Raw genomic sequence first — 14,529 nt, forward strand, 5'->3', positions numbered from 1 at the left:
ACCCCGACCACCGCCGAATTTGTTCGCGCTCTATAAAAGGAGTCGGAATAGGGTTCAAGGGCTTTTGGAATGGCAGGTTTCCGGTCTATGTTCACCAGAATGACGCTCACGGCCTACACCCTTGGACTCCCCTCCGCCCGCACCACATGCGCTGTGTTTGCGTCCCCGCATTCGGGGCGCGCCTATTCGGCCGAGTTCTTGCGTGCCAGCATGCTGGATCGTCAGACCATCCGATCGTCCGAAGACGCGTTCGTCGATGACCTGATCTCCAGCGCGCCGCTGCACGGAGCGCAAAGCATCTCGGCCACAGCACCGCGCGCCTTTGTCGACCTGAACCGCGGCGCCGAGGAACTGGATCCTGCGGTGGTAAACGGATTACGCCGCGTGACCCACAACCCGCGCATCAGTTCGGGCCTTGGCGTGATCCCGCGCGTCGTGGCCAACGGCCGGGCGATCTACAGGGGCAAGATGTCTCTGGCAGAGGCCCGGACCCGGCTCGACCAGTATTGGCATCCTTACCATGCGCAGTTGCGCACCATGCTGGACGACACGCGCCGCGACTTCGGTCAGGCGATCCTGATCGACATGCATTCCATGCCGCACGAGGCAATCGAAGGGTTGAACCACGCCCCTTCCCTGCGCCCGGACATCATCCTGGGCGACCGGTTCGGTGCGGCGGCGGCGGCCCACATCGTCGATCACGTGGAAGCGGCCTTCAAGAACGCCGGGTTGCGGGTTGCGCGCAATGCCCCGTTTGCCGGAGCCTATATCGCGCAGACCTATGGTCGTCCGTCCCGCAACCAGCATGTCGTGCAGGTGGAAATTGACCGCGCGCTCTACATGAACGAGGCGCGGGTCGAGCGCAGCGCCGATTTCGACGCGTTCGAGGCCCTGATGTCCACCGTGATTGCCGACATCGCCGCATTCGGCCGGGCCTCGCAAATGCCGTTGGCCGCAGAGTAACTCAGCGCAACGCGCGGCCCTTCACAATCGCGTCCGATCCAAACCGCGCCCGAATGCTGTCGGTCGCCCGTTCGGCATCCGCGCGGCGCCCTGCGTCGGGGTCAAGCAGATCGCCCACACGGTCTGCCTCGGCCTCCGGAACAGGATCGCTCAACCCGACGCCAAGCAGGCGATAGGCCTGGCCGGGCGGCACCGCGTCAAACAGCATCTTGGCTTCGCGATAGATGCGATCCGCCATCTGCGTGCTGTCGCGCAGCGCGTGGCGCCGGGTGATCAGGCGGTGGTCCGAGGTTTTCAGCTTCAGAACGACCACCCGTCCGGCGAGACCCTTGGCCTTGGCCCGGGAGGAAACCTTTTCGGTCATCCGCCAGATATGGCCCAGCAACAGATCGGGGTCGCGCGTGTCTTCCGAGAACGTTGTTTCGTTGGAGATGGATTTGACCGGAGCGTGCGCATTGACCCGCCGTGCATCCTCGCCGCGCGCCAGATGCCACAGTCGCAGGCCCATCGACCCGAAGCGCGCCACAAGATCGGTCTGATCCCAGCGTCTGAGGTCCGAGAACGTCCTGATGCCCGCCGCCTCAAGCGCCGCCTGCCCCGCCGCGCCCACGCCCCAGATCATCCGCACCGGCTTGTCAGACAGGAACGCGCCGGTTTCGGCCTTGCCAATCACGGCAAATCCCCGCGGCTTGTCCAGATCGGAGGCGACCTTTGCCAGAAACTTGTTGTGGGACAGCCCGATCGACCCGGTCAGGCCCAACTCGGTCTCCATCCGTTGGACCAGCCGCGCGAGCATCACGGCGGGGGGCGCGCCGTGGACCCGCTCGGTGCCTGTCAGATCCAGAAAGGCCTCGTCGAGCGACAGCGGTTCGATGGCCGGTGTCAACTCTTCCATCAGCGCGCGGATTGCACGACTGGCCTCGACATAGGCGTCGAACCTGGGCCGGATCACCACGGCCTCGGGGCAGAGTGCAAGGGCCTTGAACATCGGCATCGCCGAGCGGACACCGCGAATACGGGCCACATAGCACGCCGTGGAGACGACCCCGCGCCGCCCGCCGCCGATGATCACCGGCTTGTCGGCCAACTCCGGGTTGTCGCGTTTCTCGACGCTTGCGAAGAAGGCATCGCAATCCATGTGGGCGATGGACAAGTCCGTCAGCTCATCATGGGCGACGACACGCGGGCTGCCACAGGCCCCGCAACGCGCTGCCTCGTCCGCGTGCATGTGCAGGCAATCTCGGCAAAGAAGGGACATCGGTGCGGGCCTCGTGCGCGGTGGTATTCTGCAAGAACTGGACGCATACCCTGCGGCTGCGGCATACTCTGGTCAGTCTATACGGATTTTGTGTCGTGCAACAGTTGCAGAACCCGACCTTTAACGGGGTGACCCTTGCGATCCTTTTCGGAGACAAGGTGGCTGTGTCCTGCCGACGCGGCGCCGGGGATGGGGTGATATGGGGGCTGCCGCAGGCCGTGCGCGCCACGGGGGAAAGTCCGGCGGACTGTGCCTTGCGGCTTCTGAAGGAAACGATCTCGCTGGATCTGCCGGTGACGCGCCTAAACTGGCCCATCGTCGGCGAGGACGGGTCGGAAGCCGGGCAGTGGTTTTTCGCGGCCTGGATCACCCAGGCCGAATGGGACATGTTTTCGCCCGAGCGGTCTGAAAACGGCCCCGTAATCCTCGGCGTGTCGGCGTTTCTGTCCGCCGACACGGTGCCGGAACCACAAAAGGCGATGCTGCACCGCTACCTGTATCAGTCCCAAGCCGCGATGGGCCATGTCTGAGCGTCAGTCGTAGCTGCGCCGATCCTCGATCACGAGGCCATCATTGGGCAGGCTGCCGGGTGCGAGCAGCTCCACCGTCCCCTTGAGTTTCAGAATAGCGGCCACAGACGCCTCAAAGGCGGATATGTCGCCACCCTCGCTTTCGATCTGCACGTGCAGGCTGTCCATCTCGTCGGCGCGATCGGCGATCACCCGGGCGCGCGAAATCTCGGGGTGGGCCGCGACGAGGTCGGCGACCTGTTCGGGGCGCACGAACATCCCCTTGATCTTGGTGGTCTGGTCCGCACGGCCCATCCAGCCCTTGATCCGCAGGTTGGTGCGCCCGCAGGGTGAGGCCCCGGGAAGGATTGCGGAGAGGTCCCCGGTCGCGAACCGGATCAGCGGATACTCCGGGTTCAGCGTGGTCACGACGACCTCGCCCACCTCGCCCTCGGGCACCGGATCGCCGGTGCCGGGGCGGACAATTTCCAGCAGAACGCCCTCGTCGACGATCAATCCCTCCATCGCGGGGGATTCGTAGGCGATGTTGCCAAGATCGGCAGTCGCATAGGCTTGCAGGCAGGTGATGCCCCGGTCGCTGTAGAACGCGCGCAGGGTCGGAAACAGCGCGCCCCCCGAGACTGCCGCCTTGGTAATGCCGAGCGTTACGCCCATCTCATCGGCTTTTTCCAGAATGACCTTCAGGTAGTCCGGTGTGCCCGCATAGGCAGTGCAGCCCAGATCATGCGCGGCACGCACCTGCAACTCGGTTTGCCCCGTTCCCGCTGGCAGGACCGTCGCCCCGACCGCGCGCGCACCGCTTTCGAACATCATGCCCGCGGGCGTCAGGTGATAGCCAAAACAGTTCTGCACCAGATCGCCCTGCCCGATCCCGGCGGCGTGCAGAAACCGCCCCAGCCGGAACCAGTCCCCACCGATACCGCCGGGTTCGTAGATGGGCCCGGGCGACTGAAAGACATGTGAAAAGCCGGTGGGCGGTTTGACGGTGTACCCACCGAGCGGGGCAGCGGGTGTTTGAGCCTCAACGAGGGCAGACTTGCGCAGAACCGGCAGGGTGGCGAGGGACGCGAGATCGGTGATCTGCGCCGGGGCGCAATCCGCCAGGGTGTCCGCATAGCCCGGCAAAGCCCTGGCCCGGTCCAGTTGCAAGGGCAGTTCCCGGGCGATATCTGCCGCGCGCTCCGCTTCGGTGCGGGTTTCAAGCGTATCGTAGCTCATGGCTGGTCCCTTCTGCAGGTGGTTATCTGGGGATGTTCCGGAGAGCCGCCTTGCACAGCAACCTGTCCCGTGTCCTGTCAAATTGCGCGCCTGCGGCGCATCGGGTCTGGCACTGCGTGCGATCAGGGGCGCTGCCCCCGGCCCTGCGGGCCTCCCCCGAGGTACTTGCACACAAAAGAAGCCCTGATCGCCTAGCTGAGCCAGCGCTTGCGACGTCGGTAGGAGCGCACATCGCGGAAGGACTTGCGCCCCTCCTCGGACATGCCGAGATAGAACTCCTTCACATCCGGGTTCTCGCGCAGTTCCGCGGCCGGTCCTTCCATGACGACGCGGCCCGATTCAAGGATGTAGCCATGGTGGGCGAAGCGCAGCGCGACATTGGTGTTCTGTTCCGCCAGCAGGAAGGAGACGCCCTCGTTCTCGTTGAGGTTCTTCACGATCCCGAAAATCTCTTCGACGAGTTGTGGTGCGAGGCCCATGGATGGCTCGTCCAGTAGGATGGTTTCGGGACGAGACATCAGTGCTCGTCCGATGGCGCACATCTGTTGCTCGCCGCCAGAGGTGTACCCGGCCTGCGATTTGCGACGTTCCTTGAGGCGCGGAAAGTACTGGTACACCAGGTCCAGATCATCCTGCACGGCGGCGCGGCCATCGCCGCGGGTATACGCGCCGGTCATCAGGTTTTCCTCGACCGTGAGGTGTTCGAAGCAGTGGCGGCCTTCCATCACCTGAATGACGCCACGCTTGACCAGATCCGACGGGCTGAGGTCCTGCACGCGCTCGCCACGGTAGGTGATCGCGCCCTTGGTGACCTCGCCCCGCTCGGAATGCAGCAGGTTGGAGATTGCCTTGAGCGTGGTGGTCTTGCCCGCACCGTTGCCCCCCAGAAGCGCGGTGATGCCCCCCTTGGGCACGGTCAGGCTGACGCCCTTGAGCACGAGGATCACGTGATTGTAGATCACCTCGATGTTGTTCACCTCAAGCAGTGTCGCCTTGGTCTCTGCACCATCCAGCATCGGTCATGTGTCCTTTCGGATCATTGGAGTTCGCGCCCGGCCAACTGTTCGGCCAAAGCGATATCGTCAGGGCATGGCACAGCCCAGGGTGCCAGAAGGATCACGGGCGCAAGCCCTGCATCCCTAAGCGGGCGCAGCGCCGCGGGCGCCTGCGCGGCAATCGCCCGCAGGAGGCAAACGGGATCCTCCGCCAACGTTTCCACGAAACACTTCGAGTCGAGGGATGAGACCACGCCGTCGGAAAGCCCCCGGTCAGTTCCGCAGAAAAGCGCCATGCTGCGCTCGACCCGCGCAAAGACGTCGCGTTCAAGCGCGCCGAGGGTGGCCCGCGCGCTTTCGGCACGGGCGGCTGCGTCCAGTTCCGGCAGACCGGGGATGTCAGCGTAGGTAGGCCGGTCCAGCAACTCGCCCTTGGCCAGCAGGCCGGTCAGAAGAAGAAATTCGATGTGCGGCGTCGCGACATCCGGGTCAGCAGTCGCGATCCGCTCCAGCAAGACGTCCTGCGCCGTTGCGGCGATACCGGACTGCGGGAGAGCGGTCGGAACGGCGCTGCCCAATGCACCGCTTGGCGTGGGCGACCGGGACGTGTCGAGCGGAACGGTACTTCCCGGGGACGTGGTCGGTTTGCCTGGCGGAGGCAAGACCGCAAGCGCTGCGGCGAGGTCGTCGGCCTCCAGAAATCCGGCCTCTTGTAACGCGTTCAGGCGCAGCGCGAACGCGGCCGTGTCCTGCGTCTCCAGCGTGGCGTGAATGAGGGCGCCGCGCTCGTCTTGTGCCTGCATCGTGCGGATCAAGTCCCGCTCCTGCACCCCGTTGAACCACAGAACACCGGCCAGTACCGTTACAGCGAGTGCCGTCGAGACCACCGCCGCGACCAACGCTCCGGAGGTGCGGGCGCGCGTCATGGCAGGCGGTTCTGAAAGGTTGACGTCTGTTGGCACAGCGGAGCCGCCCCGTGGGAGTGAAGGTCGCAGACCGGCGGCACGGGGAGCACCGCCGGTCCAGTTGGTTTAGTTGCAGCGCGTGGCGATGTTGTTTTCCGCCGCGAACGCGTCGGAGTCCTCGACAACCAGCGCGTCGATGACCTCGGCATCCGAGTCGATCCAGTCGGTCACGACATTCCAGGTCTGCGCAGCTGCATCCCACTGCTGGATCTTGGCCGAACCGGAGCCGCCATGGTCTTCGCAGGTGACAGAGAAGGCCGGGCCGAAGTTCGGCATTCCAAGCTCCGACATGCGTGCCTCGGTGATCTCCAGCGCTTCCATCCCGTCGCGCATCATCGCGGGCGTGATGTCCATCTCGCCGTGGATTTCCTGCGCCTTGCGGGTCGCTTCTGCCGCAAGCATCGCTGCGTAAAGACCGCGGTTATAGAGCACGGTACCGATCTGATCGCCCGCGCCGGCGGCTTTGCCGGTGTCATAAACATGGGTCTTCAGGTCCGCATAGATCGGGAAATCGTCGCCCACATTGTGCATGGCCAGCGACTTGTAGCCATCGGCGGCCTCCCCTGCGGGCAGAACGTCGTTTTCGGATCCGGCCCACCAGTTGCCGATGAAGTTCTCCATCGGGAAGCGGATGTTGGCAGCTTCCTGAACGGCGACCTGGTTCATCACGCCCCAGCCCCACATCACGACATAGTCGGGACGCTCACGGCGGATCTGCAGCCACTGGGCCTTTTGTTCCTGGCCCGGGTGGTCCACGGCGATGGTGGTCAGCTCGAAATTGTGCTTCGCGCTGAGCTCTTCGAGCGTGCGGATCGGTTCCTTGCCATAGGCGGAGTTGTGATAGACCAGCGCGACCTTCTTGCCGTCCAGCCCGTCATCCTCGTTCAGCAGGTAGTTCACGATGACTGACGCGCCGTCCCAGTAGTTGGCCGGATAGTTGAACACGTGGCTGAAGACGGCGCCATTCGCTGCCGAGGTCCGCCCGTAGCCCATCGTGTGAAGCGGGATCCCATCCGCCGTGGCTTTCGGGATCAGCTGGTACGTGATGCCGGTCGACAGCGGTTGATAGACAAGGCTGCCCTCGCCTTTTGTCGCCTCGTAACACTCCACGCCCTTTTGCGTGTTGTAGCCGGTCTCGCATTCCAGAACGCGGGTCATGACACCGCCGATACCGCCATCCCGTTCGTTCAGCAGGGTGAAGTAATCGGCATAGCCGTCCGCGAACGGAATGCCACCCGCCGCATAGGGCCCGGTCCGATAGGACAGGGACGGATAGACAAGATCGGCCATGACCGGAGCCGCGATCATCGTCGCGGCCACCGCCATGCTGGTCAGTTTCTTCTTCATTGCGTGTCCTCCCAAATTGGTACGCAGTTAGATGCAGAGCTCCCCCGCTCCGTCAATTTCGACCCGCTAGTGCGGGAACGGCCAGAGCCGTAGCTTCTCCTTCGCCAGATCCCACAAGCGGGCGAGCCCGTGCGGCTCGACGATCAGGAAAAAGATGATGAGCCCGCCCAGGATGACGAACTCGAAATGCGCGGCAATGGCGGTGTCCCAGCCAAGACCGCCCACCATGATGTTTTTCAGCAAGACCGGCAAAAGCACGATGAACGCCGCCCCGACGATGGAGCCGAAGATCGATCCAAGCCCGCCGATGATGATCATGAACAGGACAAGGAAGGATTGGTTGATGCCGAAGGCCTCCGTCACCTCGACCGCGCCAAGATAGACGGCAAAGAACAGGGCCCCCGCCACGCCGACAAAGAACGAGCTGACGGCAAAAGCGCTGAGTTTCGCCTTCAGCGGGTTCACCCCGATGATTTCGGCGGCGATGTCCATGTCGCGGATCGCCATCCACGTCCGTCCGATCGTGCCGCGCGTCAGGTTGCGGGCAATCCAGCCCAGCACCAGCAGGAACGCCAGACAGAACAGGTATTTCGGCGCGGCCTCGGCATTGGGACCGGTGATCGCGAAACCGAACAGCGAGCGTTCGGGCGCGTTGATCTGGCCCGAGGCCGAGTAGTTGTAGAACCACGGCACCTTGTTGAAGAGCCACACCAGAAAGAACTGCGCCGCCAGCGTGGCCACAGCCAGATAGAAGCCCTTGATCCGCAGGCTCGGCAGGCCGAAAAGCACGCCGACCAGCGCCGTGACGACCCCGCCGAACAACACGCAGAATGCGATGTTCAGGTCCGGAAACGCGGTCATGATCTTGTAACAGGCATAGGCGCCTACGGCCATGAACCCGCCCGTGCCGAGGCTCACCTGTCCGCAATACCCGGTCAGGATATTCAGCCCGATTGCCGCAATCGCCCATACCAGGAACGGCACCATGACCGCATTGGCCCAGTAATCGGTAATGATGAAAGGCACCAGACACGCGGCAAACGCCAGCACGATCCAGTAGCGCACCCTGTCGAACTTGATCGGAAAGGTCTGGCTGTCAGCGACGTAGCTCGTCTTGAAATCACCCGCTTCACGATAGAACATGGCTTTCTCCCCTCACGCCGCCAGACATGCGAAAGGCGCACGGGGCGTTCCCATGCGCCTTTGCGCAATCAGTACACACTGATTGTGGCGACCACCGCGCAGGTTTAGGCCCGCACGTCCTCCCAGGTCGCATTCTTTGTCTCGTCGACCCGCACGTGCAGGCCGGATTTGATGTCGCGTGTCGCGGCGTTCACCTGAATGCGTGCAAAAACGCCCGCACCCAGTCCCAATACCGCGATCACGGCGCTCACCCAGTCGAACGGCCGGTCCCCGAACAGGCCCGCCAAGGCCAGCAGTCCGAAGGTCCAGAACGCCGTGAAGGCGATAACGCAGGCGATGGCCCAGAATTTTTTCATGGTTGATCGTCTCCGAATAGGCTGTGGCCGACGCTTCAGCGCCCGCCGTCTGCGACATAAGTGGTAGAAATCCTGGCCACGTCAATATGTATCTCGGAGCCGGAATATATGCAGCGCAGCAATGCGTTAGCAGCATTTCGACGCCGCGTCGCAGCATCGCCTTGCCCAGAAATGGCCTTCCGATGGGGCTTGTTTCGCCGCAGCGCCCGCGCAGCCTGTAGCTCGTATTTACGGAGGTAGTGATGACCCTTGCCCGCGAACTCGAAGACCTGGAAGCCCGGCGAAAGGCCGGTACACTTTCGGATGAGGATGCTAGCCGCGCGAAGGAAGCGCTCCTGCGCGGTGCCAGTGGAACGGCGGCTCGCGACACCCTTGGCGATCGCGACACCGCGCACCGGGGCACGTTGCGCCACGTGATCTTCGCCGGGGCCATGTCCAACCTGCTGATGACGATCGTGGTTCTCGCGACCCTCGCGGCCATGGTATACGTTTTCATTCCGCTCACGCTGGCAATGCCCATCATGATCGTCCTGGCGCTCTGCTTGCCGTTCATCTGGCTGTGGGACTGGTTCACGGACCTGTTCTGACGCCGGGCCGTCATCGCTACACCCTCTCGATGATCTTCTCGCCGAACAGCCCCTGTGGGCGGAAGACGAGGAACACGAGCGCCAAGACATAGGCAAACCAGTTCTGCGTGGCTCCGCCCAGATAGGGCTGACCGATCAGGAACTCGAAAAGCTGCTCCCCCATCCCGATGATCAGGCCGCCGACAATGGCGCCGGGAATCGACGTGAAGCCGCCCAGCATCAGAACCGGCAATGCCTTCAGCGCGATCAGCGACAGGCTGAACTGCACACCGGACTTCGCGCCCCACATGATGCCCGCTACCAGCGCCACGAACCCGGCGATGGCCCAGACCAGGACCCAGATGAAGTTCAGGCTGATCCCGACCGACAAAGCCGCCTGGTGGTCATCTGCCACCGCCCGCAGCGCACGGCCCTGCTTGGTGTATTGCGAGAAAATCACCAGCCCGGTCACGAGCACGGCGGCGATCAGGGTGGCGGCAATGTCCAGGTTGTCGATAAAGAACCCGTAACCGAACAGGTTGAACGTGACCTCGTCGATAGTCTCGTTCAGGCCCTGTGGTAGCCCGACATCCAGTTTCTTGATCTCTGCTCCCCACATCAGGTCGGCGACGCCCTCTAGGAAAAAGGCCAGACCGATCGTGGCCATGAACAGAATGATCGGCTCCTGGTTGACCAGATGGCGCAGAACCAGTTTGTTCACCAGCCACGCGAACCCGATCATCACCACGACTGTCAGCAGGATCGCCAGAAGCGCCGGCAACTGCCAGCCGAAATAGTGGATGTTGGTTCCGAAGATCGCGTTGATCAGATGCGCGAACGGCACCTGCCCGTTCTGTATGCCCACCAGCGTCATCGCCGCGAACAGCGCCATGACGCCCTGCGCATAGTTGAAGATGCCGGACGCCTTGAAGATCAGCACGAAACCCAGCGCGACCAGCGCGTACATCACCCCGGCCATCAGACCGTTGAGCGTGACCTCCATCGCAAACAGCAATTGATCGGGCATCAGGTGTCCTCCCCGGTGGTCTGCGGAGTGCTACAATTTGTGAAACTGGGGTTTTGGGAATGATACAAAACGTACAAAACCGTCGATCCGTCAGTCATGCGCCACTCCCAGATAGGCATCGATCACTGCCTGGTTCGACCGCACCTCGTCCGGCGTGCCGTCCCCGATCTTCTTGCCGTAATCCATCACGACCACCCGATCTGACAGGTCCATCACGACCCCCATATCGTGCTCGATCAGGGCGATGGTCGTGCCAAACTCATCGTTCACATCGAGGATGAAGCGCGACATGTCTTCCTTTTCCTCAACGTTCATGCCCGCCATGGGCTCGTCGAGCAGCAGCAGCATGGGTTCTGCGGCCAGCGCGCGTGCCAGCTCGACCCGTTTTTTCAGGCCGTAGGGCAGCCGCCCGACGGGCGTCTTGCGGATATTCTGGATCTCCAGAAAATCGATGATTTTCTCAACTTTTTCGCGGTTTTCAGTCTCTTCCCGCTGCGCCTTGCCCCACCAGAGCGCCTGATCCAGCATGCTCGATTTCATATGTGTCAGACGCCCGGTCATGATGTTATCGAGAACGCTCATGCCTTCGAAAAGCGCGATGTTCTGGAAGGTCCGCGCGATCCCCTGGCGGGCCACCTGGTAGGGTTTCATCTGCGCCCGCCGCGCGCCTTGAAACCAGACCTCACCCTCCTGCGGAACATAGAAGCCCGAGATGACATTCAGCATGGAGGACTTGCCCGCGCCATTGGGCCCGATGATCGCCCGGATCTCCCCTTCGCGGATGTCGAAGGAGATATCCTTGATCGCCGTCACCCCCCCGAACCGCAGGGTGATGTTCTTCATCTCCATCACCACGCCCCCGATCTTGCGACCGTCCGCGGTGGTGTAGCCTTCAGGCGATTGATCCAGCATTTGCGCCCCCTATTCCGCAGCCACAGCCTCTGGCGCCCGCGCTTCAACCGTCCTCACATCGCGGATTTCCAGTGTTGCCTTGATGGAGCCTTTGCGACCGTCTTCATAGGTGACTTCCGTTTCGGTCGAGACTGAAGGCGACCCGTCATAAAGCGCTGTAATCAGGTCATTATATTTCTCTTCGATGATCCGACGGCGCACTTTGCGGGTGCGGGTCAGCTCCCCGTCGTCGGCATCAAGCTCCTTGTGCAAGACAAGGAAACGGTGAATCTGGCAGCCCGACAGCATCTCGTCCTGCGCGACGCTTTCATTCGTCTCGGCGATATGGCTCTGGATCATGTCCAGCACCTGAGGGTGGCCTGCGAGTTCCTGATACGAGGCGTAGGCGATGTTATTGCGCTCGGCCCAGTTGCCCACGGCGGTCAGGTCGATATTGATGAAGGCCGTGCAGGTCTCGCGCCCCGCGCCGAAGACCACCGCCTCAAGGATATTGGGATAGAACTTCAGCTTGTTTTCCACGTATTTCGGCGCAAAGAGCGCCCCGGACGCCATCTTGCCCACGTCCTTGGCCCGGTCGATGATGCGCAAATGACCCGTGTCCGGCTCGATGAACCCGGCATCGCCCGTGGCCACCCAGCCTTCGGCATCCTTGGTCGATGCGGTGCTTTCGTCGTTCTTGTAATACTTCACGAAGACACCGGGGGAGCGGTAGAACACCTCGCCACTGTCGTCGATGCGCAACTCGACACCCGGTGTGGGTGTGCCGACAGTATCCGCGCGTACTTCGTTGTCTTTTTGCTGCGTGATGAATACGGAGGCTTCCGTCTGCCCGTAGAGCTGCTTCAGGTTGATCCCCAAAGAGCGATAGAAATCAAAGATTTCCGGTCCGATTGCCTCCCCTGCCGTGTAGCCCACGCGGATGCGGCTGAGCCCCAGCGTATTCTTGAGCGGTCCGTAAACCAGCAGGTTGCCAAGGGCGTATTTCAGCTTGTCCATGGCACCAACCGGCTCGCCATCGAGCAGTTTCGGCCCGACTTTCCGAGCATGCGCCATGAACGTATCAAACAGCCATTTCTTGAGCTTCCCGGCATCTTCCATCCGGATCATGACGGTGGTCAACTGCGTTTCGAAAATGCGCGGCGGGGCGAAATAGTAGCTGGGTCCGATCTCGCGCAGATCCGTCATCATCGTGTCAGGGGATTCCGGGCAGTTCACGCAGAACCCTGTCCAGTACGCCTGTCCAACCGAGAAGATGAAATCGCCAACCCACGCCATCGGCAGGTAGGCGAGAATGTCATCCCCGGGTTGCAACCGGTCAAACTCGGCGGAGTTCTTCGACGTCAGGATGATGTTGTCGTTTGACAAAACCACACCCTTGGGGCGCCCAGTGGTGCCAGAGGTGTATAGCATGACGCAGGTAGTCGCACCGTTCTGCCGGTCGAGCCGCACGGCCATCTCCCGCTCGCCCTTATCGCGCGTGGCTCTGCCTTCGGCCTGTACGAACTCGAACAGCCGCAGGTGGGTGTGGTCGTATTTCCGCATGCCCCGTTTGTCGAGGTAGATCACCTCCTCCAGCATAGGTAACCGGTCCTTGACCTCGATGACCTTGTCGACTTGCTCTTGATCCTGCGCGATGACAAACCGGGCACCGCAGTGGTCCAACACGTAAGCAATTTCTTCGCCGACGGCGTCCTGATAGAGAGGAACAGGGACCGCGCCACACATTTGGGCGGCCACCATAGACCAGTACATGTGCGGGCGGTTGCGTCCGATGAGGGCTACATGGTCCCCCTCATTCAGTCCCATATCCAGCAAGCCGTAGGCCAGCGCCTCGATCTCTTCACGCGCGTCTTCCCAGGTCCAGCTCTGCCAGATCCCGAACTCTTTTTCGCGATACGCCGGCTTGGTCCCGAATGTGGCCGCGTTCCTGGCGAGCAGGCGCGGAAACGTATCCAGCCGGCCTTCGGCCGCTGCGCTTCCCATTGACATGATCCTCCCTGACCGGCTCCTGCGCCGGCACACCCACGTTGACCGCAGGTTGAATCATACTGTGCCTCAAGGATGCGAGACGTCAATTATTTTTTTTGAACAAGCGTTCAGATAATACTTGTCAGCACATCAGATGATGTCGTCTTCAACATCCGTGACATCGACGCCCAACGCGTCCAGACCGCTTTCCAGATAGTCGGCAAGCAGCGGCTCTTTCATCAGGTATTTCTCCGTCGGAACAGTCGCCTCTTCCATCGCGATGCGTTTGGCGTCAGCGATTTCCTCGGCATCGAAATCATCGCGTCCGACCCACAATACCGCCACCAGACTGGCCTGCTCATCCTCGTTGAGATCCGCGATAAACCCTTCAAGGGCTGCCTCTGCCATCTTGCCCTCGCGGGCGAGCAGGATCACTTGCGCGATTTTCGCATTGCTGATGTCGAGCATGTTTGCCTCCCTCGAGCCGTGTGAACACAGCTTCAACAAAGCGGCATAATCTGACAAGGGGCGGTTCGACGCGGCTCAGGCAAAAATGCGGTAGTAGAGCCAATCCGGCAGAAACTGAGACATGCGGAACATAGACCCGAACAATGTCGGGAAGCTGCGTTTGAAGTTGTCGGACATCATGTGCTCGACCACCTCACGTGCAGCATCCTCGGGCTCCATGATGAAGGGCATCTTGAAGTCGTTCTTGTCGGTCAGTCGCGTCTTGATGAAGCCGGGATTGACCACTTGGATGTCAACGCCGGAGTTGCGCAAATCTGCCTGCATTCCCTCGGCCAAATACATCACACCTGCTTTGGATGCTCCGTAGCCGGTGGCCCCGGGCAAACCGCGGAACCCTGAAAGCGATCCGGTCAACACGATGTGACCCGCATCCTTCGCGACCATCGCGGGCAAGACTGCCCCGACACAGCGCGCGGCGCCGGTAAAGTTGATATCGCACATCGCCTCGACTTTCTCAGCGTCCCAGTCCTGCGCGGCAAGCGGCCAGTAGACCCCTGCGAGAAACACCATACCGTCAATGTCACCGATCTGGTCTGCTGCGTCCCGAACCGAAGCGCTGTCGGAAATATCCACGGTAACATAGGACCCTTTGCCCGGCAGGTCCGCGACGAGTTCAGCCAATCGGTCCGCGTTGCGCGCGGAGACGATGACTTCCACACCCATGCGGCTCAGGTGCAGCGCAACTGCCCGACCCAGACCTTCAGACGCGCCGACAAGCCAGTACCGTTTTCCGTTCAAATCGCGCACGTCTCG

At 62.0% G+C, this 14,529-nt stretch carries 15 protein-coding genes; 3 read left to right on the forward strand and 12 right to left on the reverse strand.

Annotation, left to right across the window (positions count from 1 at the left end; genetic code table 11):
• Positions 1 to 99 precede the first annotated feature (99 nt).
• A complete protein-coding gene (locus ACP15N_RS19100) occupies positions 100 to 963 on the forward strand; it encodes an N-formylglutamate amidohydrolase (RefSeq protein WP_425093911.1) in 864 nt (287 codons plus the stop codon).
• Between the two features lies 1 nt (position 964).
• Here ACP15N_RS19100 and ACP15N_RS19105 read toward each other — a convergent pair whose 3' ends face one another.
• Positions 965 to 2,221 carry a DNA polymerase IV gene (locus tag ACP15N_RS19105; RefSeq protein ID WP_425093912.1) on the reverse strand — a complete coding sequence of 419 codons (1,257 nt, stop codon included), beginning with the start codon at positions 2,219 to 2,221 and terminating at the stop codon, positions 965 to 967.
• A 95-nt stretch (positions 2,222 to 2,316) separates the two neighbouring features.
• On the opposite strand from ACP15N_RS19105, the gene ACP15N_RS19110 reads away from it, so the two are divergent.
• On the forward strand, positions 2,317 to 2,751 hold the full coding sequence (locus ACP15N_RS19110) for a hypothetical protein (protein ID WP_425093913.1): 435 nt from the start codon (positions 2,317 to 2,319) through the stop codon (positions 2,749 to 2,751).
• Between the two features lie 3 nt (positions 2,752 to 2,754).
• Here the strand turns inward: ACP15N_RS19110 and ACP15N_RS19115 are convergent, their stop codons facing one another.
• The 6 genes from ACP15N_RS19115 to ACP15N_RS19140 form a co-directional block, all read right to left on the reverse strand.
• Positions 2,755 to 3,969, reverse strand: coding sequence for a phenylacetate--CoA ligase family protein (locus ACP15N_RS19115; protein WP_425093914.1), 1,215 nt, complete (start codon positions 3,967 to 3,969; stop codon positions 2,755 to 2,757).
• 191 nt (positions 3,970 to 4,160) lie between these two features.
• Positions 4,161 to 4,985, reverse strand: a complete 825-nt coding sequence (locus ACP15N_RS19120; RefSeq protein ID WP_425093915.1) for an ABC transporter ATP-binding protein — start codon at positions 4,983 to 4,985, stop codon at positions 4,161 to 4,163.
• A 20-nt stretch (positions 4,986 to 5,005) separates the two neighbouring features.
• A complete protein-coding gene (locus ACP15N_RS19125; RefSeq protein WP_425093916.1) occupies positions 5,006 to 5,890 on the reverse strand; it encodes a hypothetical protein in 885 nt (294 codons plus the stop codon).
• A 105-nt stretch (positions 5,891 to 5,995) separates the two neighbouring features.
• On the reverse strand, positions 5,996 to 7,276 hold the full coding sequence (locus tag ACP15N_RS19130; RefSeq protein WP_425093917.1) for an ABC transporter substrate-binding protein: 1,281 nt from the start codon (positions 7,274 to 7,276) through the stop codon (positions 5,996 to 5,998).
• 66 nt (positions 7,277 to 7,342) lie between these two features.
• The gene (locus ACP15N_RS19135; protein ID WP_425093918.1) at positions 7,343 to 8,419 is read right to left on the reverse strand and encodes a branched-chain amino acid ABC transporter permease; all 1,077 of its coding nucleotides are present in this window, start codon (positions 8,417 to 8,419) and stop codon (positions 7,343 to 7,345) included.
• A gap of 104 nt (positions 8,420 to 8,523) precedes the next feature.
• Positions 8,524 to 8,775: a hypothetical protein gene (locus ACP15N_RS19140; protein WP_425093919.1), complete on the reverse strand. Its 252-nt coding sequence runs from the start codon at positions 8,773 to 8,775 to the stop codon at positions 8,524 to 8,526.
• Between the two features lie 242 nt (positions 8,776 to 9,017).
• Here ACP15N_RS19140 and ACP15N_RS19145 point away from each other — a divergent pair, with 242 nt between their 5' ends.
• Positions 9,018 to 9,362, forward strand: coding sequence for a hypothetical protein (locus tag ACP15N_RS19145; protein ID WP_425093920.1), 345 nt, complete (start codon positions 9,018 to 9,020; stop codon positions 9,360 to 9,362).
• 16 nt (positions 9,363 to 9,378) lie between these two features.
• Here the strand turns inward: ACP15N_RS19145 and ACP15N_RS19150 are convergent, their stop codons facing one another.
• The 5 genes from ACP15N_RS19150 to ACP15N_RS19170 all read right to left on the reverse strand — a co-directional run bounded on the left by ACP15N_RS19150 (position 9,379) and on the right by ACP15N_RS19170 (position 14,523).
• Positions 9,379 to 10,368 carry a branched-chain amino acid ABC transporter permease gene (locus ACP15N_RS19150; RefSeq protein WP_425093921.1) on the reverse strand — a complete coding sequence of 330 codons (990 nt, stop codon included), beginning with the start codon at positions 10,366 to 10,368 and terminating at the stop codon, positions 9,379 to 9,381.
• Positions 10,369 to 10,458: 90 nt separating this feature from the next.
• Entirely contained in the window at positions 10,459 to 11,280 is an 822-nt protein-coding gene (locus ACP15N_RS19155; protein ID WP_425093922.1) for an ABC transporter ATP-binding protein, read from the reverse strand.
• A 9-nt stretch (positions 11,281 to 11,289) separates the two neighbouring features.
• The gene (locus ACP15N_RS19160; protein ID WP_425093923.1) at positions 11,290 to 13,269 is read right to left on the reverse strand and encodes an AMP-binding protein; all 1,980 of its coding nucleotides are present in this window, start codon (positions 13,267 to 13,269) and stop codon (positions 11,290 to 11,292) included.
• A 129-nt stretch (positions 13,270 to 13,398) separates the two neighbouring features.
• A complete protein-coding gene (locus ACP15N_RS19165; RefSeq protein WP_425093924.1) occupies positions 13,399 to 13,716 on the reverse strand; it encodes a DUF3775 domain-containing protein in 318 nt (105 codons plus the stop codon).
• Positions 13,717 to 13,791: 75 nt separating this feature from the next.
• On the reverse strand, positions 13,792 to 14,523 hold the full coding sequence (locus ACP15N_RS19170; RefSeq protein WP_425093925.1) for an SDR family NAD(P)-dependent oxidoreductase: 732 nt from the start codon (positions 14,521 to 14,523) through the stop codon (positions 13,792 to 13,794).
• Positions 14,524 to 14,529 lie beyond the last annotated feature (6 nt).

This window comes from Tropicimonas sp. S265A (assembly GCF_049800835.1).
GTDB lineage: Bacteria > Pseudomonadota > Alphaproteobacteria > Rhodobacterales > Rhodobacteraceae > Dinoroseobacter.

What these genes read in the sequence shown, in the direction of transcription:
- ACP15N_RS19100 (WP_425093911.1), top strand. Translation starts at nt 100, where the DNA reads ATGACGCTCACGGCCTACACCCTTGGACTCCCCTCCGCCCGCACCACA.
- ACP15N_RS19125 (WP_425093916.1), bottom strand. Translation starts at nt 5,890, where the DNA reads ATGACGCGCGCCCGCACCTCCGGAGCGTTGGTCGCGGCGGTGGTCTCG.
- ACP15N_RS19130 (WP_425093917.1), bottom strand. Translation starts at nt 7,276, where the DNA reads ATGAAGAAGAAACTGACCAGCATGGCGGTGGCCGCGACGATGATCGCG.
- ACP15N_RS19160 (WP_425093923.1), bottom strand. Translation starts at nt 13,269, where the DNA reads ATGTCAATGGGAAGCGCAGCGGCCGAAGGCCGGCTGGATACGTTTCCG.
- ACP15N_RS19135 (WP_425093918.1), bottom strand. Translation starts at nt 8,419, where the DNA reads ATGTTCTATCGTGAAGCGGGTGATTTCAAGACGAGCTACGTCGCTGAC.
- ACP15N_RS19140 (WP_425093919.1), bottom strand. Translation starts at nt 8,775, where the DNA reads ATGAAAAAATTCTGGGCCATCGCCTGCGTTATCGCCTTCACGGCGTTC.
- ACP15N_RS19150 (WP_425093921.1), bottom strand. Translation starts at nt 10,368, where the DNA reads ATGCCCGATCAATTGCTGTTTGCGATGGAGGTCACGCTCAACGGTCTG.
- ACP15N_RS19105 (WP_425093912.1), bottom strand. Translation starts at nt 2,221, where the DNA reads ATGTCCCTTCTTTGCCGAGATTGCCTGCACATGCACGCGGACGAGGCA.
- ACP15N_RS19145 (WP_425093920.1), top strand. Translation starts at nt 9,018, where the DNA reads ATGACCCTTGCCCGCGAACTCGAAGACCTGGAAGCCCGGCGAAAGGCC.
- ACP15N_RS19115 (WP_425093914.1), bottom strand. Translation starts at nt 3,969, where the DNA reads ATGAGCTACGATACGCTTGAAACCCGCACCGAAGCGGAGCGCGCGGCA.
- ACP15N_RS19165 (WP_425093924.1), bottom strand. Translation starts at nt 13,716, where the DNA reads ATGCTCGACATCAGCAATGCGAAAATCGCGCAAGTGATCCTGCTCGCC.
- ACP15N_RS19120 (WP_425093915.1), bottom strand. Translation starts at nt 4,985, where the DNA reads ATGCTGGATGGTGCAGAGACCAAGGCGACACTGCTTGAGGTGAACAAC.
- ACP15N_RS19155 (WP_425093922.1), bottom strand. Translation starts at nt 11,280, where the DNA reads ATGCTGGATCAATCGCCTGAAGGCTACACCACCGCGGACGGTCGCAAG.